At 33.7% G+C, this 20,999-nt stretch carries 22 protein-coding genes; 6 read left to right on the top strand and 16 right to left on the bottom strand.

What is annotated here, in order from left to right:
- Positions 1-11: 11 nt before the first annotated feature.
- The 3 genes from J3U00_RS02530 (at position 12) to J3U00_RS02540 (ending at position 3,926) form a co-directional block, all read left to right on the top strand.
- Positions 12-1,310: a four-carbon acid sugar kinase family protein gene (locus tag J3U00_RS02530; RefSeq protein ID WP_267330234.1), complete on the top strand. Its 1,299-nt coding sequence runs from the start codon at positions 12-14 to the stop codon at positions 1,308-1,310.
- Positions 1,311-1,384: 74 nt separating this feature from the next.
- Entirely contained in the window at positions 1,385-2,386 is a 1,002-nt protein-coding gene (gene pdxA, locus J3U00_RS02535) for a 4-hydroxythreonine-4-phosphate dehydrogenase PdxA (protein WP_065563222.1), read from the top strand.
- A gap of 199 nt (positions 2,387-2,585) precedes the next feature.
- Positions 2,586-3,926, top strand: coding sequence for a GntP family permease (locus J3U00_RS02540; RefSeq protein ID WP_065563268.1), 1,341 nt, complete (start codon positions 2,586-2,588; stop codon positions 3,924-3,926).
- A 54-nt stretch (positions 3,927-3,980) separates the two neighbouring features.
- Here J3U00_RS02540 and cmoM read toward each other — a convergent pair whose 3' ends face one another.
- Together cmoM and J3U00_RS02550 are read right to left on the bottom strand one after the other, a co-directional pair.
- Complete coding sequence (gene cmoM / locus J3U00_RS02545) at positions 3,981-4,748, bottom strand: tRNA uridine 5-oxyacetic acid(34) methyltransferase CmoM (RefSeq protein ID WP_267330236.1); 768 nt, start codon at positions 4,746-4,748, stop codon at positions 3,981-3,983.
- Positions 4,738-5,475: a 1-acylglycerol-3-phosphate O-acyltransferase gene (locus tag J3U00_RS02550; RefSeq protein ID WP_065734458.1), complete on the bottom strand. Its 738-nt coding sequence runs from the start codon at positions 5,473-5,475 to the stop codon at positions 4,738-4,740. The genes cmoM and J3U00_RS02550 overlap by 11 nt, the downstream gene beginning before the upstream one ends.
- Positions 5,476-5,561: 86 nt before the next feature.
- Between J3U00_RS02550 and mnmD the strand changes: the two genes are divergently transcribed.
- On the top strand, positions 5,562-6,275 hold the full coding sequence (gene mnmD, locus J3U00_RS02555) for a tRNA (5-methylaminomethyl-2-thiouridine)(34)-methyltransferase MnmD (RefSeq protein ID WP_220224826.1): 714 nt from the start codon (positions 5,562-5,564) through the stop codon (positions 6,273-6,275).
- A gap of 42 nt (positions 6,276-6,317) precedes the next feature.
- On the opposite strand, the gene J3U00_RS02560 is transcribed toward mnmD, so the two are convergent.
- From J3U00_RS02560 to J3U00_RS02585, 6 genes are all read right to left on the bottom strand, one after another.
- The gene (locus J3U00_RS02560; RefSeq protein WP_267331408.1) at positions 6,318-10,118 is read right to left on the bottom strand and encodes a translocation/assembly module TamB domain-containing protein; all 3,801 of its coding nucleotides are present in this window, start codon (positions 10,116-10,118) and stop codon (positions 6,318-6,320) included.
- A 1-nt stretch (position 10,119) separates the two neighbouring features.
- A complete protein-coding gene (locus J3U00_RS02565) occupies positions 10,120-11,838 on the bottom strand; it encodes an autotransporter assembly complex family protein (RefSeq protein ID WP_324169886.1) in 1,719 nt (572 codons plus the stop codon).
- A gap of 17 nt (positions 11,839-11,855) precedes the next feature.
- Positions 11,856-12,395, bottom strand: coding sequence for a hypoxanthine phosphoribosyltransferase (hpt, locus tag J3U00_RS02570; protein WP_065563227.1), 540 nt, complete (start codon positions 12,393-12,395; stop codon positions 11,856-11,858).
- Positions 12,396-12,519: 124 nt separating this feature from the next.
- The gene (gene tadA / locus J3U00_RS02575) at positions 12,520-13,017 is read right to left on the bottom strand and encodes a tRNA adenosine(34) deaminase TadA (RefSeq protein WP_065563228.1); all 498 of its coding nucleotides are present in this window, start codon (positions 13,015-13,017) and stop codon (positions 12,520-12,522) included.
- 8 nt (positions 13,018-13,025) lie between these two features.
- Complete coding sequence (dapB, locus tag J3U00_RS02580) at positions 13,026-13,847, bottom strand: 4-hydroxy-tetrahydrodipicolinate reductase (protein ID WP_267331409.1); 822 nt, start codon at positions 13,845-13,847, stop codon at positions 13,026-13,028.
- 363 nt (positions 13,848-14,210) lie between these two features.
- Positions 14,211-14,822 (bottom strand): FKBP-type peptidyl-prolyl cis-trans isomerase, encoded by a 612-nt coding sequence (locus J3U00_RS02585; protein ID WP_267331410.1) that lies wholly within the window; start codon positions 14,820-14,822, stop codon positions 14,211-14,213.
- 209 nt (positions 14,823-15,031) lie between these two features.
- Here J3U00_RS02585 and bamE point away from each other — a divergent pair, with 209 nt between their 5' ends.
- Positions 15,032-15,475 (top strand): outer membrane protein assembly factor BamE, encoded by a 444-nt coding sequence (gene bamE, locus J3U00_RS02590; protein WP_065563231.1) that lies wholly within the window; start codon positions 15,032-15,034, stop codon positions 15,473-15,475.
- 86 nt (positions 15,476-15,561) lie between these two features.
- Here bamE and J3U00_RS02595 read toward each other — a convergent pair whose 3' ends face one another.
- Entirely contained in the window at positions 15,562-15,933 is a 372-nt protein-coding gene (locus J3U00_RS02595; protein WP_267331411.1) for a DUF5362 family protein, read from the bottom strand.
- A gap of 665 nt (positions 15,934-16,598) precedes the next feature.
- Here J3U00_RS02595 and J3U00_RS02600 point away from each other — a divergent pair.
- Positions 16,599-16,973, top strand: coding sequence for a hypothetical protein (locus J3U00_RS02600; protein WP_267331412.1), 375 nt, complete (start codon positions 16,599-16,601; stop codon positions 16,971-16,973).
- Positions 16,974-17,028: 55 nt separating this feature from the next.
- Here the strand turns inward: J3U00_RS02600 and J3U00_RS02605 are convergent, their stop codons facing one another.
- The 7 genes from J3U00_RS02605 to J3U00_RS02635 form a co-directional block, all read right to left on the bottom strand.
- A complete protein-coding gene (locus tag J3U00_RS02605; RefSeq protein ID WP_267331413.1) occupies positions 17,029-17,283 on the bottom strand; it encodes a pyocin activator PrtN family protein in 255 nt (84 codons plus the stop codon).
- A 56-nt stretch (positions 17,284-17,339) separates the two neighbouring features.
- On the bottom strand, positions 17,340-17,945 hold the full coding sequence (locus J3U00_RS02610) for a 3'-5' exonuclease (RefSeq protein WP_267331414.1): 606 nt from the start codon (positions 17,943-17,945) through the stop codon (positions 17,340-17,342).
- Positions 17,946-17,971: 26 nt separating this feature from the next.
- On the bottom strand, positions 17,972-18,634 hold the full coding sequence (locus tag J3U00_RS02615; protein ID WP_267331415.1) for a hypothetical protein: 663 nt from the start codon (positions 18,632-18,634) through the stop codon (positions 17,972-17,974).
- Between the two features lie 23 nt (positions 18,635-18,657).
- Positions 18,658-19,140: a hypothetical protein gene (locus tag J3U00_RS02620; protein WP_267331416.1), complete on the bottom strand. Its 483-nt coding sequence runs from the start codon at positions 19,138-19,140 to the stop codon at positions 18,658-18,660.
- Positions 19,141-19,169: 29 nt separating this feature from the next.
- Positions 19,170-19,694, bottom strand: a complete 525-nt coding sequence (locus J3U00_RS02625; protein ID WP_267331417.1) for a hypothetical protein — start codon at positions 19,692-19,694, stop codon at positions 19,170-19,172.
- Between the two features lies 1 nt (position 19,695).
- Positions 19,696-20,637, bottom strand: coding sequence for a DNA-methyltransferase (locus J3U00_RS02630; RefSeq protein WP_267331418.1), 942 nt, complete (start codon positions 20,635-20,637; stop codon positions 19,696-19,698).
- Positions 20,638-20,770: 133 nt separating this feature from the next.
- Entirely contained in the window at positions 20,771-20,956 is a 186-nt protein-coding gene (locus J3U00_RS02635; RefSeq protein WP_267331419.1) for a flagellar FlbD family protein, read from the bottom strand.
- Between the last annotated feature and the right edge of the window lie 43 nt (positions 20,957-20,999).

The raw sequence follows: 20,999 nt of genomic DNA on the forward strand, positions 1-20,999 counted from the left end.
GAAGCAAAAATATGAAAGTAGCCGTTGTAGCTGATGATTTAACAGGTGCTAATGCCACATGTGCTTTATTAAGCAAAAAAGGGTTTAACGCGATCACTTGTTTGGAAAAATTTAATGAAGATCTTAGCAAATTTGATGTTATTTCGTTTGCAACAGATTCTCGTTCAATACCTTATAAAGAGGCATATTCGCGTGTTGTTGATTGCATAAATCAATTTAGTAAATATCAACCTTTAATTAGTAAACGAATTGATTCAACATTACGAGGAAATCTAGGAGCAGAAGTTGATGCCGTTATTGATAATGATCCTAATTTAATGGCTTTAGTTGTTCCAGTTTACCCATCGAGTGATCGTATCTGTGTAGGTGGTTCTTTATTAGTTAATGGCGTTCCATTACAAAATACAGCGATGCGTAACGATCCTAAAAATCCGATGACTGAGTCTTCAATTATTGAATTATTTCGATGCCAATCCCGTTATCCAGTTTCTCATATTGCACTAAAGGATGTTTTAGAAGGCAAAGATAGAATTGAGCAACGGTTAAAACAAATATATCAACAGGGAGGACGAATTGTCATATTTGACGCAACAACAGATACGGATATAAGCGTTATCGCTCAAGCAGCTAATAATATTAATTTGCCTGTTTTTTGTGTAGATCCTGGACCATTTACTGCGCAATTTGCAGATCTTCGTTATTCGTCTGAAAAAAAAATGGCAAACAAAGTCTTTGTTGCAATAGGAAGTGTTTCAGATCTCACTCAAAGACAAATTAAAAAATTGAGATATGACCGGAAAGTTTGGTTAGAAACAGTTTTAGTCGATGAATTAATTGAGATTGCAAAAGACACTAAGAAAGCTAAACCTATCGTCGATAAATTGTTAGAAAAAGTCGAACAATTTGATGTTATTGGTATTGATACAGTTGAAATGCCTGAGCATGTCTGTGATTTAAATAAACTCGCTACTAAACATAATATGAATAAGAGCGAAATTAGCAACACGTTAAATCAAGCCATTGCTGAAATTACTGCACAGGTATTACTCCATCCTGAATCTATCATACGTGGCATTTATACCAGTGGAGGTGATGTAACCGTAAATGTTGTTAATCGCTTAGGCAGTAGTGGGTTCTTGCTAAAAGATGAAGTAGAGCCATTAACGGTTTACGGGCATTTGGTTGGAGGACAATGCGATGGTTATTCGATTGTAACTAAAGGTGGTTTTGTTGGTAATGATAATACTTTAGTTCATTGTATCGATTATCTGAGTACAAAAATTTCATCACATGAAAGTTTAAAACATTAATAACCCTGAGTTAATTTAGTTAATAAATAAAAACAGAGTTTAATAAATTCTGAAAAAAGTTAAAGGAGTAAGACATGAACCATCGTAGCTTAATTGGCGTGCCTATGGGCGATCCAGCAGGAATCGGTCCTGAAATTGTTGTTAAAAGTATCGCTGCACCAGAAACGTATAAATATGGATGTGTAGTGGTAGCTGGTGATAAAAAAGTATTAGAAGATGCCTGTAAATTCTCCAAAGTAAATTTACATATCAATCAAATAACTGATCTTTCACAAATACAAGATGAACCTAATGTTTTGAATCTTATTCAATGTGGCCAATTAAATTATGACACTTTCAAAATTGGCCAAATTGAAGGCCAATGTGGGCAAGCTGCATTTAATTATATTAAAGTTATAACCGAGCTTGCTATGCAAAAGAAACTTGATGCTATAGCAACTACACCAATCAATAAAGAGTCGTTAAAAGCAGGAAATGTTAATTATATCGGTCATACCGAGATATTAGCAGACCTTACTGGCAGTAAAGATCCTTTAACCATGTTTCAAGTTAGAGATTTACGAGTCTTTTTCCTAACACGCCATTTGGCTCTTATCAAAGCCATCGAATCATTAACACCAGAAAGAGTATGTGATTATGCTATCCGTTGTAATGAAGCATTAATCAAATTAGGTATTGATAAACCTAAAATGACCGTTGCAGGAATAAATCCTCACTGTGGTGAGCATGGTCTTTTTGGTCATGAAGATGATGATGTCCTATTACCTGGTATTGAGTTGGCTAAACAACAAGGGATTGATATTAATGGTCCGAAACCGGCAGATAGTGTTTTCCATTTTGCCATGGGTGGGGGATATGATGCAGTGTTATCTCCGTACCATGATCAAGGTCATATTGCAACGAAAATGGTTGATTTTCATCGTACTATTTCAATTACCAATGGTATGCCTATTCTCCGTACTTCAGTTGATCATGGCACAGCAAATGACATTGCCGGTAAAGGAATAGCCAATCCAGTTAGTTTGATTGAAGCAATTCGTTTAGCTGCGCTTTACGCACCAAATTTCAAACGTTAGTAAGTATTTATACTTATAACTATTTATTTTTCGATAGTGATTATCATTGTCGAAGGAGGGTTTGCATATGTCTAAAAAAGAAAATAATAAAAAATCACTTTATCCTTATGTCTTATTAAATGGCATTATTCTAGTGGTTGTAGGATTAATTGTTTTTTATTTAGGAAGTTTACATAGTATTGAAAAAAGTAGCTGGCGAATGGTAGCTGGTTTGCTTGTTGCAATAACTTTATTACTTTTTATGATTTTAAAAACAAGAATTCAAGCATTTCCTGCATTAATTATATCTGCTGTAATTACTGGATCATTAGGGGGAATGCCTGGTGAGTTTATGATAGCAACAATTAGTAAAGGCTTTGGTAACACACTTGGTAACATCGGAATTGTAATTGGTTTTGGTGTTATGATGGGGTCTGTTTTGCAGATGAGTGGTGCTGCACAAAAAATGGCTCAAGTTTTTATTAATTTATTAGGGAAAGGAAGAGAAGAATTAGCCCTAGTTATTATAGGATTATTAGTTAGTTTAGCTGTTTTTTGTGATTCAGCATTTATTGTCCTATTACCTCTTGTAAAGGCAATTTCTCGTAGTACAGGTAAGTCTGTTGTGGGACTTGGTTCAACATTAGCAATGGGATTAGTTATTAGTCATAGTATGATCCCGCCAGCAGTTGGGCCATTTGGTGTTGTTTCTCAGTTTGGTATTGGACTAGGTGAATATATGCTATGGGCAATGGTTGTAGCTATACCTATTACTATTGCTGGATTTATTTATACTCGTCATGTGGGTCGTAGCATTTATCAAATTCCAACTGAAGATGGTGAAAACTTCACACGGGAACGCTTGACTGTTACATCACAAAATATACAAGATGACCAACAATTACCAAGCGCATTAGCATCTTTTGCACCAATAGTTACTCCAATTATTCTGATATTAACTGCGACATTAGTTAATGAAATGAAATGGGATAACTCTATTGCTATTATGTTAAAAACTATCGGGCACCCAATTGTTGCTGTTGGAATTGGGTTATTAATCGCAATAATGGCCTTAACCAATTCATTCCCAAGAAAAGATGTTGTACATCAAATGGAAAATTCAATTCGATCAGCAGGTATTATATTGCTTGTCATTGGTGGCGGTGGCGCATTAGGAATGGTGTTGCGTGATTCAGGGACAGGGCAAATAATCGCAGAGTATATTGTTCAAATTGGAGTCCCAGGTATTTTGTTACCGTTGACAATCTCGACTTTGATTCGATTAATACAAGGATCAGGTGTGGTTGCAATGATTACAGCAGCAAGTATCACTGCCCCAATGATTGGGACACTAGGTGTAAATCCAATTATGGCAGGGTTAGGGTGCTCTATTGGATCATTTATGTTCTCTCACTTCAATGATGCATACTTTTGGGTGGTTAATCGTTCATTAGGGGTTACAGAAGTTAAAGAACAAATTAAAGTTTGGAGTATGACAACTACAGTTCTTTGGGCTGCAGGAACGGTTACATTATTAGTTGTTAATGCAATTTTCTTTTAAAATAAAAAAGGATAGCGTAAAGGAATATGCTATCCTTAATATCTTCTATAAATTTCAATTTAATAATTTTGCAGTAACTAAAATATATCTAGCTAAGTTAATATAAGGTTCGCTTTGGCAGTATTGTTTTTCAATTTCTAATAACTGATCAAAATGAGTTTCTGCTTTTGACTTATTAGTTAAATAGTCATGAAAGACTCGGATTCCTGTTTTATTCGTAATCTCAAAACTTTGTTCAATTAGCCATTGATACACTTGATTTGGATCACGAGGATAATCAGGCGATAAGGTTTTCTTTTTGCGTTTAGCAAGTCCTGATTGAGTATATCCAAAGTTACCTAATGTCACCGTTTTAAATAATAGTCCATGATAGTTATAAAACATTAAAGATAAATACCCCTCTTTTTTTAGATGTCTTTTTAAAGATTGGATTATCTGTACAGGATCAGCTACCCACTCTAATACAGCATGGCAAATCACAAGATCAAAAGGTTGATCGATAAACTTATCAAGATTTTGAATTGAACAATGAATAAAGTTTAAGGTTAAATTTTCTTGCTGCGCTTGATGGCTAGCTAAATCCAGCATTTGTTTGGAAATATCACAAACAGTTATATTATGTCCTAATTTGGCAAGTCTACACGCTATTTGTCCTTGACCACCACCAGCGTCAAGGATGTTGATAGGTTTAGGATATTTGGCTAATATGTTTTCAAGTTCTTGCCAAACAATAGCTTCTCGGATTTTGCCTTTAGTTGTACCATAAATATTTTTAGCAAATTTATGGCTAATATCATCAAAATTACGATCGTTAACAGTCATATTTATTATTTAATTTAGTTACTTCTAAATTAATTTGAGCAATTTTTTCTGACATTTGTTGATAACATTGTTCCATCAAAGTTCTTGCATCTTCTTTACGTAAATTTTTTGTCTCAATAGGCGAGAGCATTTCGACAATCATATGACCATTATTGAGGCGATTTAGCTTAATGTTATTCGTATCCGATACACAAATTGGCACAATAGGAACTCCAGCTGCAATAGCTGCTTTAAATGCGCCTGTTTTAAAGGGTAACAAACCTCGCCCTTTACTACGGGTTCCTTCAGGAAACATCCAAATTGATATACCACGTTTTTTTATTTCTTTAACGACCAAATTAATCGTATCACGAGCTTTTGATTTATTGTTACGGTCAATCAAAATATTTCCTGTAAGGTAATAAAGTTGACCAAAGAATGGAATCAAAGCAAGACTTTTTTTGCCTACCGTAACTGTTTTAGGTTGTACAATATCAGCAGCGACAACCATATCATAATTATTTTGATGATTAGCAATAAATACACAGCTACCTAAATTTTCAATTTCGGGGTATTTACGAGTATCGACTTTTACTCCTAATATTGGTTTAAAGAAAAAGCTGAAAAGATGGGCAAATCGAGCCACATTTTTGGGGTTGCGAGGATTGAATAAGCAAAAAATAACGCCTAGTACACAAGTTAAAATACCAATAAATAACACGATGATTAAGCGAAAAAGAAAAACCATAATTTACCTCATAAGTTAACTTGGCGTATTATATACGTAATCTATAAGAATATACAGTTTGTTAAATATCGCTTTGAAGGATGTTTATGCACGAATCAACAATCATTTGGGATGAAAATCAAACCCCAATTTCTCGTTATTTTGATGATATCTATTTTAATACCAACGGCGCAATCGATGAAACACGTTATGTGTTCATTGAAGGAAATAGTTTATATGAGCGTTTTTTGCAACATCAGCGCGAAATCTTCACTATAGCAGAAACAGGTTTTGGTACAGGTCTAAGTTTTTTAATTGCTTGGCAGATATTCAAACAATTTAGAGAGAATAAACCTAATAGTCCTCTTAAAAGATTGGATTTTTTTAGTGTTGAAAAATATCCTTTATCTGAAAAAGAAATGTCAAAAGTTCATAGTAAAATAATCAACAGTAATGATTCTTTGAGTTTACTAGCCAAACAATTAAGAGATTCTTTAAACGAGTCTCAAAGTATTGTTTTAGATGATACTCATTTAGTTATTTGCTATGACGATATCACTCACTATCCAAAGTTTTTAAAACAACAAAATTGTTTGATTGATGTTTGGTTTTTTGATGGTTTTTCACCTGCAAAGAATCCTGAAATGTGGTCGGAATCGCTTTTTAAAAAGTGCTATGACTTAACGAATGAAGGAGGTTCTTTTGCTACTTTTACTGCGGCAGGATTTGTTCGACGTAATTTAATCAATGCAGGTTTTAATGTCAAAAAACATAAGGGATTTGGGGTTAAGCGAGAAATGCTTATTGGTAGTAAATCTTAATTTAGTTTGCAAATTTTGGCAAACTAAATTAGATGTTTGAAATTAATTAAATTCAAATTGATAAATAAGATCTAAAGTTTGTGCTAGACCAGAAGCAGCTTCCACGTATAAATTTGGTAAAAGTCTATATCGTAAGGTAAACGTTGCTAATGAGTCAAAAATACCTACACCATATTTTAATTGTAGATTAGGTAAAATATAGCCACTTACTACCACTTTTGAATTATTACCTGCTCCTTGAGTATCTAAAGTTAGATTTTTAATTCCAAAAGCATTACCTATATCACCGATGAATTTACCTGTTTTTGCTGTCCCAACACCGACTAAAAATGCCGTCATCATATCGTTGTCACTCTGATCGGAGCTATCAAGACCTTGGCCTCGAATTAAATAAGAAAGTGCTTCTTGTTGTGACATAGCTGGATCAGAAAATATTTCGATCTTAGGATCTTCTGTAGATCCTTTAACTCGGATTCCTGCTGTAATATTGCTATTATCCATTGAGTCAGGATTTCTTATTGCTTCTATATCTAAGATAGCTTGATCGGTTGGTCCTGAAAAAGTGACAACTCCTTTGTGGATAATTAAATCTTGTCCATAGGCATGGAATCGACCATTAGGAATAAGAATTTCACCATGTAAATCTAACCCTTTATTAGTCTGTGTTGCGATCAATTTCCCTTTTAATGATGCTTTTAATCCAAATGCATCGACCGTGACGTTATCACCAATATTGATTTCGATATGACTATTAATTTTCATACCAAAGTTTTGTGGTTGAATTTGTTTATAGTTCCTATCCAACATTACTTCATCAGGAGAAACATCAATACTTGAAGGCGGAAGTGAATCAACCGTAATTTTACCTTTTGGAATTGAAACTTTACCAAGTACCGTTAGTTCATCTTGCGTTGCCTCGATCTTAATGTCTGGAATGACAGACATAACAATCATTGGCGGTACAGTAACCTCCATAGCGGCACCATTTACAGTTATATTAGCTTGCCATTTTTCAAAGTTATTCCAACTAGCTTGGCCATTAATATTGATATTTCCAGATTTAGTAACTAATACACCTTTTAATGTTGATGATTTACCATTAAATTTAATATCAACCATAGCGGATTTTACATCAATTGGTAATTGATAAGTCTTAATATCACTATGTCTTAAAATGATGCCACCATTTAAGATTGGGTCCATTAATGAGCCAGAGAATTTGATATTACCATTGATAGCGCCTTTGGCATATTCATCTTTACTTAATAACGGATTTACAATCGCTAATGCCAAATTGTCAATATTCAATTGGCCACTTAACTCTTTTTTGGCGGTAGGATCTTTAATTAATAAATCACCAGTGATCTTTCCTAATTTATTTAAACTAAAACGCCAATCTAGCTTAGCTTGTTGCTCATTAAATTCTGCATTGATATTGAATAAATCAAATGGAATCGGCAAAGCTTGATTAGTGATCATTTGTTTAACATAAACTTTATTACTAGTTATATTTGCTTTGATACTTGGAATTTTGCTTGAGTCATCAAATTTAATATTTGCCTTTCCATTTATGAAACCATCAATTTTAGTTTCACCATCATTTGGAATAGGTAACTTAGCCAGATCAATATCTTTTAATGTAATTGATGTTTCATTATTTGGCGCAATGGAAAATGATTTATCTAAACAGATACTTGAAATATTATCACGCCAACAATGAGCGCCAATAGTTGGAATTTCTTTAGTGATATCATAAGAAAGACTGATCGGCTTGGTTAATTGCCAACGGCTCTTATCACCTAATGTTATTAAACTACGTGGTATATTTCCAGTCCATATAGTATGTTCTTTATCAAGTTCACCTGTTAAAGAAGTTGTCATGGAAAGAGGGCTACCATCAAGATTGATGGTTAAAGTGTGATGAGCTTCATTACCTGAAAGTTCTATGTTAGCTTTTTTGATACTTTCACTTGCAATATCGATATTTTGACCAACTAGATTCAATTGACCACTAAATTGATTGGTATATTGAACTTTGCCAGTTAGGTTTGCCTTGGCTATCGAAATAGTTTCATAACTTAATGCGTTAATATTTAAGTTCGTGTTAATAACAGGAGAAGCACTATTTCCTGTCATTTTAACATTTCCTACAACAGCACCATTAAGATTATTAACCAGTAATGATAAAGCACTTAAATTAAGTTGCGCATTCAAATTTCCCTTATCTGTAGAACCATTGATGTTAATTTGGTTTTTACCCCAAACCATTTCAAGGTTATTGGCTGATATAGCGTGGTTAGAATCGGCAAACAAATTACCATTAGCTGAAAAGTTTGCTTGTTTTATATTACCTTTTAACTGTATATCCGGTATATTTAATTGCCATGAATCCTCATCGAATGCCCCAGTGGTTTTTAATTGTCCGGCTAAACGAATAGGGTAGGTAGGTAATTCTTTAGTAAGATCAACTTTATCTAATTTTATATTAGTATCCCATTTTAAAGCTTTTTGCCAATCTAAATAACCTGTAATATTAATACTACCTTGAGGTAATTTAATATTAGCATGAGCAAAGGATGCTGATTGATTTGTTCCATTACCAACAACGTCTAAACTGGTATCAGGTAAACCTTCACCTTTAATATCGCCTTTGGCTAGCATATTATATTTTTCGGTATTTCCATCTAATGCGATATCAAAATTATTAAACTGATATTGTGGCTTACCTTCAATTGGCCATTGAATATGTTTACCATTGATTTTAGCCATTAATGGTAAATATTTCTCAATAAAGTTAATTTGCCCATCAATAGTAATTTGATTCAATCCGTTAATATTGGTGTAAGTGGACAATTGACCTAATAATTTTCCTGAAAACTCTCCATTGAGATGATTACTTTCAGTATCCACTTTCACTAAAGCAAAAATAGGCCAATCATCGCCTAAGGTAATCTGTCCTGATACAAAAGCATGTCCATTGGCATATGGTGTTATAGCATCAGTTTCAACTTGTTTTACAATAATATGATTATTAATCATATCCGTTTTAATACTAACCTGGTTGAAATGGTAATCTTGACCACCAATATGTAGCAACCAATTGTTACCGGTTAAACTAGCAACATCAAAATCTAATGGTATATTAACTTGTGGTAGTGACGTAATTAGAGGTTGATTAAATATTTGGTTAATTTTTTGATTTAATGGTAAATCATCATTTGAAGTAGTAATTGATTTATTATCATCAGTATCGGCAAAGATAGCTGATAAATCCATAGCAACTGATGGATAAACATAAATTTTTTCATTCACCCATCTAGCTTTACCTGTAAAGTCTGACATGCCAAATTGCATATCATTGACTTTTACATTGACATTAGTGATATGGGTCTGCTTAAGATCAATTGGTAGTGGTGTACTAATTGTTTCTCGTTTTTCGGGAATAGGTTCATCTGGTGAACGATTGATTTTGTCAGTATCAATAATAACGCTTACACCATCAGCATCAAACTGTTTGACACAAATTTTGGTTTGAATCAAACATGAACCATTCAATTTGAATTTTGCATCTTTTACTTTAACATCAATGCCGGGAAGTTCTAATGACAGCCCTTGAAGGTGTAAATTATGAAAAGTGCCATCTATTTGTTCAATTTTTAATTCTGGTAAAAACTTATTAAGTACGTAAGTTGTTAGTTTTACACCTAAACTGGTATAGATCATCAAAATAATAAAGGTGATGAGAAAAACAAAAATGGATAACACGACAATACTGCGTTTTTTCCACTTTCGGATTCGCTTTATTTTTTCAGCTTTTTTTACTCTATTTGGATTTTTTGCCATTTTATAATTCGCTTCCCAAACCAATATATAGATGTATTGAGCCTTTATCTTTTTTGTTTAGAGGTGTTGCTAAATCGAACTTAATTGGGCCTACCGGTGAAGCCCATCGAACACCTAAGCCTGTACCTGTATAAAACTTAGCTTTATCGACTTTATCTATCGCTTCACCAGTGTCAATAAATGCCGCTCCCCACCAAGAACCAGTAACATTGTATTGATATTCAGCAGAACCGGTTATCAGTTTTGACGCGCCTTTTAATTTACCTTTTTTATCTTTAGGTGATATGGATTGGTAACTATACCCGCGGATGCTTCGGTCACCACCAGCAAAAAATCTGAAAGAGGGCGGGACCCGTTCAAAGTTACTGGCTTGGATAATGCCGAAATTACCTCTAGCAATGAATCGATGAGATTGATTTATTGAACGAATCCAAGTTTGTTGCGTTTGAAAACGCACTAAATTGATATCAGATCCTAACGCATCAGCACCGCCTTCAATTGAAAAACGTTGAGAATCGCCCCACATAGGCAATAACTTACCATCATTACGAACACGCGAAATACTAACTGATGGATAATATAAGTTAGTTTTGTAACTGTCATCACCTTGGGTGAAGTTGTCCCGCAACATATTTAAGCCTAATGCTGTTTGCCAACCATCAAAGTTATCCCAATTACGAAGCACGCCAAATGTATAAGATCGAGAATAGGTATCGTTATTATCGATTTTTTTATAACCACCTTGAATAGTATAATATTGTTCAATCGGATTTTTTTTCAATGGGATTTTATAGCTCATCGTAATAATCTGTTCAGGCGATGAGAGGGATAAGCTACTTTGAAAACTCTGTCCTCGGCTATTGATCCAAGGTTTATTCCAACCAATTTTACCATGCACACCATTATCGGTTGAAAAGCCCAAACCTAAGTCCATTGCATTTCTTTTTCTAGGTGTTGTTGCAACTTCAATGGGTAATGCTTTATCTGCTGTAAGATGAGGAAAATCTGGTGTAACCACAACAGAATTAAACCAGTTAGTTGAACTAAGACGGCGATTTAATAAAGATAAATCTTCAGCAGAGTATTCATCACCTTCTTTAAACGGTACAATATTTTGAAGATAATCCTGACGGATTTTTGCATTAGAAAAATTGACTTTACTAAATTTGTAACGCTTACCTGTATTAAAGTCGATATTCCAAAAAGCTTGATGATCAAATTGAGCTATCGCCAATTGATGAGTAGGCATATCTGCGTCAAAGTACCCTTTTTTTAACGATATGCTTTGTAATCCTTTCTTGAAATTCTCATAAGTGCCATGGTTCAACACATCACCAATTTTAGGTAATTGTGTCGCCATTAATTCTTGAAAATCTTTATCTTGTTTCCCTTCACCATTCAGATTGATATTTAATTGTTTTATTCTAACAGGTTGTCCAGGAGTTATTTTTACTGATAATACTTTAGGATCGGTTTCATCATATTCAAAAGTAGGGGAATAATAACCTAAAGCACGTAGTGCCTTTTGCGTTTCACTCTCAAAATAACGTTTGAAATTTGGCGTATTATTAATCTTATCTGGCGTAATTAAAGAAAGGCGTGCGTCGACATTTTCTTCAAGCTCTCCAGACAATCCTTTAATGGATAACTTCATATCTGCATAAGTTGATGCTGTCGTAACCATTAAAAGTAAGCATAATGAGCGAGAAAATCGTAACACATACACCTCGATAATGTTTAAGATTCAAGTAATTTCACATGTCCAATATAAGGTAAGTGGCGGTAATGTTGTGCATAATCGATACCATAACCAACCACAAACTCATCAGGGATGGAAAATCCAATATATTTAACAGGTACTGCTACTTCACGCCGAGATGGTTTGTCTAGTAATGTACAAATTTCAATACTACGCGGATGACGCAACTTAAGTATTGCCATCACTTTGCTAAGCGTATTACCTGTATCAATAATATCTTCGACAATTAACACATCTTTATCACGAATATCTTCATCTAAATCTTTTAATATTTTAACATCTCTATTACTTACCACCGCATTGCCATAACTCGAAGCCGTCATAAAATCAACTTCATGCCCGACAGTAATAGCACGGCTTAAATCAGCCATAAAAATAAACGAACCTCTTAACAAACCAACTAATATAAGCTCGTTTTGACTTTGAGCATAATCTTGGCTAATTTGTTGCCCTAATTTACTTACTCGTGTTTGGATATCTTCAGCCGATATCATCGTTTCTAATGTGTGCTTTTTCATCAATAATGCTCAGTGTACTTTTAAAAAATCAGAACAGATTTTAACAATTTTCATAGGTAAAAAGAATTAATTTTTTATCAAATAATTAAGATATGATTAAAAGAATTTTCTTTTAAATATTAAATTAATCTTCAATTGTTTTGAGGATTGATTGTTTATTTTGCTTTTTTTGTTGGCGGCGCTTCTGAAAAAAAGCGCTTAACATTGAACTACACTCATCAGCCAATACGCCACCAATGATTTGAGCATAATGATTAATTCCTGTTCGGGAAAGAATATCAATGTAAGAACCTGCCGCACCAGTTTTAAAATCACTTGCTCCATAGACCACACGCTTGATGCGACTATGAATAATTGCCCCCGCACACATAATACAAGGTTCAAGGGTGACATATAAAGTTGTATTTACTAATCGGTAATTCTTTTTATACTGACCGGCTTGTTCTATTGCCATAATTTCCGCATGAGCAGTTGGATTATGATTAATTATTGATTGGTTATAACCTTCACCAATGATTTGGTTATGTTCATCAACAATAACCGCTCCAACAGGAATTTCGCCTAGTGATTCTGCGTGTTTTGCTAATTCTAATGCTCGTCGCATCCAAATTTCATCTAACATACTCAATATTATAGATTGTTTAAATTAAGCACATCGCGCATATCATAAAGTCCTTCAGGTTGCTCAGCAAGCCATAATGCAGCACGGACTGCACCATTGGCGAACGTCATTCGGCTTGAGGCTTTATGGCTAATTTCGACTCTTTCGCCAATATCGGCAAAAATAGCCGTATGCTCACCAACAATATCACCAGCACGAATAGTTGCAAATCCAATAGCGCCTTTTGGTCTTTCACCGGTATGTCCTTCACGGCAATAAACTGCGCGGTCGTTTAAATCGCAGCCTAAAGTATCAGCAATTGCTTCGCCCATAGCTAGTGCGGTGCCAGAAGGTGCATCAACTTTGTGACGATGATGTGCTTCTATAATTTCGATATCAGTATAACTACCCATAATTTTAGTCGCTTTTTCAAGTAACTTGAGCACTAAATTCACGCCAACGCTGAAATTTGCAGCAAACACAATAGCAATTTGCTTAGCGGCTGTTGCAATAGCTTTTTTGCCTGCTTCATCAAATCCTGTTGTACCGATAATCATCATTTTTTTATTGTCTGTACAAAAAGCTAAATGAGCCAGTGTGCCTTCAGGACGAGTAAAATCGATTAATACATCAAATTGGTCTTTTGCCTGTTGTAGATTATCAGTCACTTTAATTCCACAGGCCCCAATTCCGGCAAGTTCACCAGCATCACTACCGATCAATGATGATCCTTCTCTTTCAAATGCTGCACCTAATGTAACCCCTTCTATTTGTGACACAGATTGAATAAGCTGTCGCCCCATTTTTCCACCAGCGCCAGCAATAGCGATACGAATCATACTTGTAGCCATATAACTTTCCTTAACTTTTTTATCAGATATTTATAACAAATTATTATAGCGGAAAACTTTCAAGTTATATACTTAAACAAAATGATATACATTTCATTCTTTATGAGACTAAGTCGAAACTAAATAACAATAACGGATGCCATAAGACGGCACTTTTAACCATATTTTTAAGAGGATTGATTAGAAGGGGGCATTTTTGCCTATTGCTGATAATTTACACTTTAGTCAAAAAGCGTTGTCTTATTTTATAGATAATACTTGCTTGGTATATCCATTTTTTATTGCGAAATATTAAGAGATCAAATAAAGCAATTGATTTGCGATTGAACTTGATAATATGGACGCGAATGCGCCCATAAAAATTTATAGCACTTTTAATAATTCTACATCGAAAATTAATGCACTATAAGGAGGAATTGAAGCGCCAGCCCCTTGCGAACCATAGGCTAATTCTTGAGGAATATATAAACGCCATTTTGAACCTTCTGGCATTAATTGTAATGCTTCAACCCAACCGCGAATCACACCATTGACAGGGAATTCAGCTGGCTGTCCTCTTTCAACTGAGCTATCGAATACTGTACCATCAATTAACTGTCCAGTATAATGGACTCGAACACGGTCAGTTGCTTTAGGGAATGCACCATCACCTTGTTTAATAATTTCGTATTGTAAACCAGATTCAGTCGATTTGATGCCATCTTTTTTTAGATTCTCAGCTATAAAGTCCTTACCTGCTTGGGCAATTTTTTCTGCTTGTTTAGCTTTTTCTTTAGCTGCTTCTTCATGAACATGACGAAGGGCATCATGTAATTCTTGTAAAGGTAAAGCCGGTTGATTACCGCTTAGCACATCTTCCATAGCAAGTTTTAATGCATTTAACTCTAAATTATGTAAGCCAGATTCTTTTAGCTGTTGGCCAATTTGAAGTCCAATTGCATAACTTGCTTTTTGCTCAATTGTATCTAATTTCATTTTTTACCTGTCATTTGTTGAGAATAGTTTTTTATTATAGAGCATTAACATTCGAGATAAAAAGTAAAATATTAGCAGTTGTTAATTATCATCAATATAAGCAAACATTTTATATCCTATTACCTAAAGTTTTTTTTTATTTTATCTAGCGCTTAGTCAAAATATCAGCGATAATAAGCGACATTATATATTTGAATGGATTAATTTAGATGTCGTTTTTCAAACTTATTCCGCTTGCAATTGTGACTAGTATATCGATAACTGGTTGTTCACTTGTTGACCGTTTAGTTTATAGACCTGATATCAATCAAGGTAATTATATCTCTCCAGAAGCGATTGAATTATTACAAGTTGGTCAATCCAAAGATCAGGTCGTATTTATTATGGGCTCGCCAATGTTAACTTCAGCTTTTGGTGGTAATGTTTGGTACTATGTTTTCCGTCAACAACCTCAACATGGAAAATTAAGCCAAATTAATTATGCTATTTACTTTAATGAAATGGGTATAGTTACTGATATTAAAACTTCGTCTTTAGAAGGTTCTTTATCTTTAGAAGAGATGAACCAACAGGGTATTTCAGACCCAATTAATATAAAATCTGATGATGATCAACCGAATAGTTCACGTCCGCCACAAGCCCCTGAAGAGTAATGATCGGAATAAAATTTTCAAAAAAACCTCGTCATTCTGCGAGGTTTTTATTTATTTAATTCGATAAATTATTACTGTGTAAATTATTAGTGATTAGCTATAGAAGCAATGATTGAAAAGATGATTAAAAGGTAGATAAAGAAAAGAATAACTGCACATATAATTCCAATTAATACATATTTCCAATACCCATGTAAATTTCTGATAGCTTCAGTAAAGTCTTCTCCTCTACCGAGGGCTGCTGCTAGACTAAATGCACTACCGGATTGAAAAAGTTTAACTCCGTTGATTATTACTGGAATACCAACAATAGCTGTAATTATACCTAAACAGCTAATTGCACCTATAACAATATTTACTACGCCAAAGATTTGTTGCATAACTCCAATAAATCTCAATTGGCTTTTTAGCAATTCTGTTGATTTAATTAAAATAGTATCTGTATTATCTGTTAACATTTCCATTCCTATCACTACCAATTATTATATTTAAAAAAATGCAAGTTAGAATAACACGTTATTTACCTATGTCGAGGTAAATTTGTTTAAGAATTGTACATCGTTAACTTTTATATTAATCACATCATTCTAAGGTACCCCCCTGAAATAACGAAAAGGCTAGCTCTAACGAGCATTTGAGTAAGACAATTAAATGGGAAATTAGTACCACTGGGAATGATATTAAAAAAGACTTCACACATCTTAAAATTAGCTGCTCAATGCCTGATTAAGGCTAAAGTGTATTACAATGAAGGTTTAAAGAATGTAGATGAAGTTGTTCCAAGTATAATAATATTTTAATATAACCAACAAAGACAGTTTTAAACACCGGTATATCAATGAAATCAACCTTAAATAAATTTTCTATAGCTCCAATGCTCGATAGGACAAACTAACTGTATTTTTAAGGCTTTTCGTCCATCTTGGGTTCCTATTGGGTGCCTGAACAATTCTAATATATATTCAAATATTCCAATAAAAACTAAAATTAGTAATAACTTACTTAGAATAATACCTAATATGATAAAAATACCATAAAAAGTAAAAATAAAGTTGGACTTCATTTTTGACGAGAGTTACTGTGTAGCCATTGAAACAAACAACACATGTGGAGAAAATGAAAAATGACTGAAAAAGGGCTAAATAATAACAATTTTATCGAGTTTTTGAATTCGTTAACTGAAACTAGCAAGTATTATAATATTGCAATAAATAGCGATGTTGCCAACGCTCCAGATGATAAAAAAATATGTTATGCAAGTGATGACCGTTTGCATTACATAAAGAGTCATATCCGTTTTTTACGTGAAATTGAGGCACTAACAGCATCAACAGGTATCATGCTATCGGGTGAAATTAGCTTTATCGATTTAAATGGTTTAGCCGAATTTGATAGCTACAAAACAGAGTCAAATCATCTGACCGCTACAGCTACAGACTTTAGTTTACGAAATATAAAACAAACTAGGGTACATAAATTTATGTTTATTAGATATTAAATAGTAATTAAGCTCGGCAAACCGAGCTTAAAATAAACAGAATATAAAATTTTACTTAACTATTAATCTCTTTAAGCTCATCTTTTGCTATTTCCCTCTGTTTATCGATGTAGTCAGCCAAATCTTGTATATGTACAATTCTGGGAGCTTTTTGTCCTTGATCCAATCTGAATGATGGAATCGACAGCTCACCACAATTAGCTTTTTTATTTGCTGTTGATATTGTCATGCCTAAATATTTTTCAGCAATTTGTGATAGGGGGATTGTCGGCGTGTTAAATTCAGCCATCAATAAAAATACTGTATTCATTTTTAATACTCCACTTTTACTATCGTTATCTGCAACTTAACGATGTTTGTTTAATGTTATTCTGCAGCCGCACACATTTGTTCGGCATCTCTCATAGCATCATGCAATGAGTTATGTTTTATATAATTAAATGATAGTTTATGTCCGTCGAGATAACCACTGTCATCTCCACTCAGAGCATCAATATAAGTGCGAACATCTCTGACATTATAATACTCCCACGGAGTGGGTAATCCGTATTCACTGAATGCGTTTTTTAAAATTACAGGATCAAAGTCGGCACCTCTAAAATAAAACATGATTTTAGGATTAATCTCCGTCCATTTATTAATTTTCCGAATTAAAAAAGCGAGAGTTTCAAATAATTTAGGCTGACGATTACCAAAAAAAAGCGGTTTTATAGAACTCCAACTTTGATCTCTCCACCAATTAATAGTTGATTGACTAATAGTCCTTTTTGATAAAATTAATTGGTCATTTAAATTACAAACATAATACAGATGATGAGGTCCTTCATTTTCCTGAATGCTTGAATTTTTTATATTTTCTAAAGTTTCATTTAAATCAAATCTATCAAACGCAAATGCGCCGATCGATAATATGACAGCTGTTGGTGCTGTATCTAGTGTTTCAATATCAATAATAACTGTATTAATTGTCATGCTAATTTTCTCCATGTTAGCTATATTTAGTCATGTTTAGCCCTTAATGTTTCAGCGTAACACTTTAATTCTGCTCGATATAGCTGTTTGAGTGCATCAGTACCAATCGGGTAAATATATATTTTGCCGTCAGCTTTTTTTAGGGCTTCTTCAATCCCCTGAGCTTTGATTTCATTGATTTCTTGTTCTAAATATACGTTTAAACCTCTGTTCCATTCATTAGATAGAATTGTTTCAAAAAACTCCTTCTTTGTTATAGAGCCAGTATCAAGGCAAACGGAGCCACAACAAATAAAAAGTAGCAATTTTTTAATTTTTTTTGACAAACTCTCAAAATCACGGTCAACGTTAAAATATTGGTTTAATTTATCTTCGTTCCATCTAATGTCCTTATAATCACCATCGAATTTACATGTAGTGAACTGGTTAACAAATTCGTCAATGTATTCGGGGTTTGGAACGTCATTTATTAATTTAGATATAATCTCAGACTTACCCTCTTGGTATCGCGTTTCTTTTTCAGCTTCCTGTTTTTTAATTATTGTTAGTAGGTGTTTGACTACAAGTACGTAATCCTCATATTCAACATACTTGCCTGATGATGGATCACCTGCAATCAATCCACCTAATAGCGTATATCTTCTTATCTCCTCCGCTTGTAAATGGCAGCGTTTTAATTGTTCAGTCATAATTAATCCTTAAAATAAATTATTTAACTTTTTACTTTGCTTTTTTCATATTCATAATCAGTCATAAAATTATTAAAAACGTTTTTACTATTAATCATTTTCATGACAACTTGTTCCGTAATTTCAGTTGTATTTGGTGTAGCTAACCAGAATTGAGTTAATCTATGTAATGGGTTGGCCGTTTCCCACAGATCAACTTGAAATTCAGCAAGGTAATCAGATAATTCATGTGTAAAGTATTCCTTAGCAGTTATAAACGTATCTGTTTTTAAATACTCTCTCTTCATCTGATCTCGACATATAACACCAGCCATTATTTGCCACTTATAACGTACTTCATTTAACATACGAGCTTCAAATGATTTGGGTTTAATTTCAGATCCCTTGTAATAGACAAACACATCAACCGCAGTAATATCTAAAATCATATAGTCTTTGGCCACAATTCTAGATATCTGCTGATATTTCAATGTTGGGTTATATTTTTTATTTCGCTTCTTTTTCATAATTACGTTCTAACCTTTAGTAATTGCAGTCATAAATTACTATTAGTTATTTCATAAAATCGACGCATAAAGCGATTAAACGCAACATTGCTTGGTAGTGGTTCTATTTTTCTCTCAAGCAAAGGTATACCTTTCAGTATTGGCCATTCTTTACCGTCATTGGCTATATCACGATGCTCAGTTGCTAATAAAACAAGATCAGCGTGTTTAACTTCTGGAGAAATAATTAATGGCAAATTAAATTTTTGCCTGATAACTTGATCAACCTTATCTTCAATCAGACGATAATCAGGTAATAATTTCTTTAAGGGTGATGGGATGTCTTTACAGTAAGCCTCAACGGCATCATGTAAAAGTGCTTCTAATTTAAATTTATCGGCAACAACGTAACTACATTCAACAGAATGCTGTGCAACCGAATAAAATCTATCAAGTTGACCAGTGTATCTACATTCATGAGATAAGCCTTTTGCGATATCTTCAATACAGATTGCATTGGCGATAGGGTTTTGGTAATCAAAATGTAACCCAGAATGGGTTGTAATCCAAGTCATACTAATACTCCACTTTAATTTTATTTAATGTCTGTTCTCGTTCGTTCTTTATTGAATCAATACGCTTATGTACAAGCTTTACATATTCATGATTCAATTCACATAGAATTGCGTTTCTATTATTAGCTATTGCAACTCCTCCGGTTGTCCCTGTCCCTCCAAACGGATCAAGTACAATTCCCTGAGGAGGGCATCCGCTTAAAATACATGACTCTACTAATTCGGGTGGGAATACAGCAAAATGAGCATCTTTATAAGGACGAGTATTTATTGACCATACGGAACGCTTGTTTCTTACACAAACACCATTTTTAACCCTGCATTTATCCCGCGTCCTGTTAACTTTTTCTGGTTGTTTATTTGATTTGATAGATGGTTCTAACAGGATTTCATGATCAAAATAATAATTTTTTGATTTGCTTAGTAAAAATAAATATTCATGTGAAGTTGTGCATCGATCTTTTACACTTGACGGCATTGCATTTGGTTTATGCCAAATAATATCTTGTCGTAAATACCATCCGTGAGCACGTAAAGCAAAAGCCAACATCCACGGTATGCCTATTAAATCTTTTGCTTTTATGCCATGTTCTGCCCATGTTTTTGGTATTTTTGATTGAGGTCCTTTAGGGTCGGGTACATAACTTTCAATCTGTGCTTCTTTATTATTCCATATTCCTTTGCCACTTCCGGCATAAGTGTCGCCAATGTTAATCCATAAAACGCCATCATCTCGTAATACACGTTTAACTTCTGCAAAAACCGCAACGAGTTTATTTATGTATTCGTGAGGGTCTGTTTCTAAACCTATTTGTCCATCAACGCCATAATCACGCAATCCATAATAGGGCGGTGATGTAACACAACAATTAATTGTATTATCATCTATATTTTTTAATAATTCTAAACAGTCACCTGTTAGAACTGTTAGTTTTGGTTCCATGTAATACTCCACATTTAATTAATAACGTCTGCACTCGTTATTTGTAATTATTATTCTTTTTTAGAATTCTTATTATTAAATTCATCGCATATCATATTTGCCGCTTTTATGATTGTGTTTAACTGCTCATTTGTTAATAGGCATTAGCAATCTCCAGTTTTGATTTTATTTCTTTGTATGGCTCTTGAACAAAAAGAGTTTTGTCATTAAATATTTCAATAACTGTTTCAATACTATCGGTTTCTTGAATATAAATAATGCTTTCTATGTTAACTAACATCTTACCGTCTTGGTCTGTTACCTCAATAAACTTAGCCAATTATAGACCCCTCTTAGTCGTTAACTATTGTAGTATTATGTAA

It is taken from the genome of Gilliamella sp. B3127, from assembly GCF_026536935.1.
GTDB lineage: Bacteria > Pseudomonadota > Gammaproteobacteria > Enterobacterales > Orbaceae > Gilliamella > Gilliamella apicola_E.

Excerpts from the sequence above, each read along its gene's own strand:
- J3U00_RS02530 (WP_267330234.1), top strand. The coding sequence starts at position 12 with ATGAAAGTAGCCGTTGTAGCTGATGATTTAACAGGTGCTAATGCCACA.
- pdxA (WP_065563222.1), top strand. The coding sequence starts at position 1,385 with ATGAACCATCGTAGCTTAATTGGCGTGCCTATGGGCGATCCAGCAGGA.
- J3U00_RS02540 (WP_065563268.1), top strand. The coding sequence starts at position 2,586 with ATGGTAGCTGGTTTGCTTGTTGCAATAACTTTATTACTTTTTATGATT.
- cmoM (WP_267330236.1), bottom strand. The coding sequence starts at position 4,748 with ATGACTGTTAACGATCGTAATTTTGATGATATTAGCCATAAATTTGCT.
- J3U00_RS02550 (WP_065734458.1), bottom strand. The coding sequence starts at position 5,475 with ATGGTTTTTCTTTTTCGCTTAATCATCGTGTTATTTATTGGTATTTTA.
- mnmD (WP_220224826.1), top strand. The coding sequence starts at position 5,562 with ATGCACGAATCAACAATCATTTGGGATGAAAATCAAACCCCAATTTCT.
- J3U00_RS02560 (WP_267331408.1), bottom strand. The coding sequence starts at position 10,118 with ATGGCAAAAAATCCAAATAGAGTAAAAAAAGCTGAAAAAATAAAGCGA.
- hpt (WP_065563227.1), bottom strand. The coding sequence starts at position 12,395 with ATGAAAAAGCACACATTAGAAACGATGATATCGGCTGAAGATATCCAA.
- tadA (WP_065563228.1), bottom strand. The coding sequence starts at position 13,017 with ATGTTAGATGAAATTTGGATGCGACGAGCATTAGAATTAGCAAAACAC.
- dapB (WP_267331409.1), bottom strand. The coding sequence starts at position 13,847 with ATGGCTACAAGTATGATTCGTATCGCTATTGCTGGCGCTGGTGGAAAA.
- J3U00_RS02585 (WP_267331410.1), bottom strand. The coding sequence starts at position 14,822 with ATGAAATTAGATACAATTGAGCAAAAAGCAAGTTATGCAATTGGACTT.
- bamE (WP_065563231.1), top strand. The coding sequence starts at position 15,032 with ATGTCGTTTTTCAAACTTATTCCGCTTGCAATTGTGACTAGTATATCG.
- J3U00_RS02595 (WP_267331411.1), bottom strand. The coding sequence starts at position 15,933 with ATGTTAACAGATAATACAGATACTATTTTAATTAAATCAACAGAATTG.
- J3U00_RS02600 (WP_267331412.1), top strand. The coding sequence starts at position 16,599 with ATGACTGAAAAAGGGCTAAATAATAACAATTTTATCGAGTTTTTGAAT.
- J3U00_RS02605 (WP_267331413.1), bottom strand. The coding sequence starts at position 17,283 with ATGAATACAGTATTTTTATTGATGGCTGAATTTAACACGCCGACAATC.
- J3U00_RS02610 (WP_267331414.1), bottom strand. The coding sequence starts at position 17,945 with ATGACAATTAATACAGTTATTATTGATATTGAAACACTAGATACAGCA.
- J3U00_RS02615 (WP_267331415.1), bottom strand. The coding sequence starts at position 18,634 with ATGACTGAACAATTAAAACGCTGCCATTTACAAGCGGAGGAGATAAGA.
- J3U00_RS02620 (WP_267331416.1), bottom strand. The coding sequence starts at position 19,140 with ATGAAAAAGAAGCGAAATAAAAAATATAACCCAACATTGAAATATCAG.
- J3U00_RS02625 (WP_267331417.1), bottom strand. The coding sequence starts at position 19,694 with ATGACTTGGATTACAACCCATTCTGGGTTACATTTTGATTACCAAAAC.
- J3U00_RS02630 (WP_267331418.1), bottom strand. The coding sequence starts at position 20,637 with ATGGAACCAAAACTAACAGTTCTAACAGGTGACTGTTTAGAATTATTA.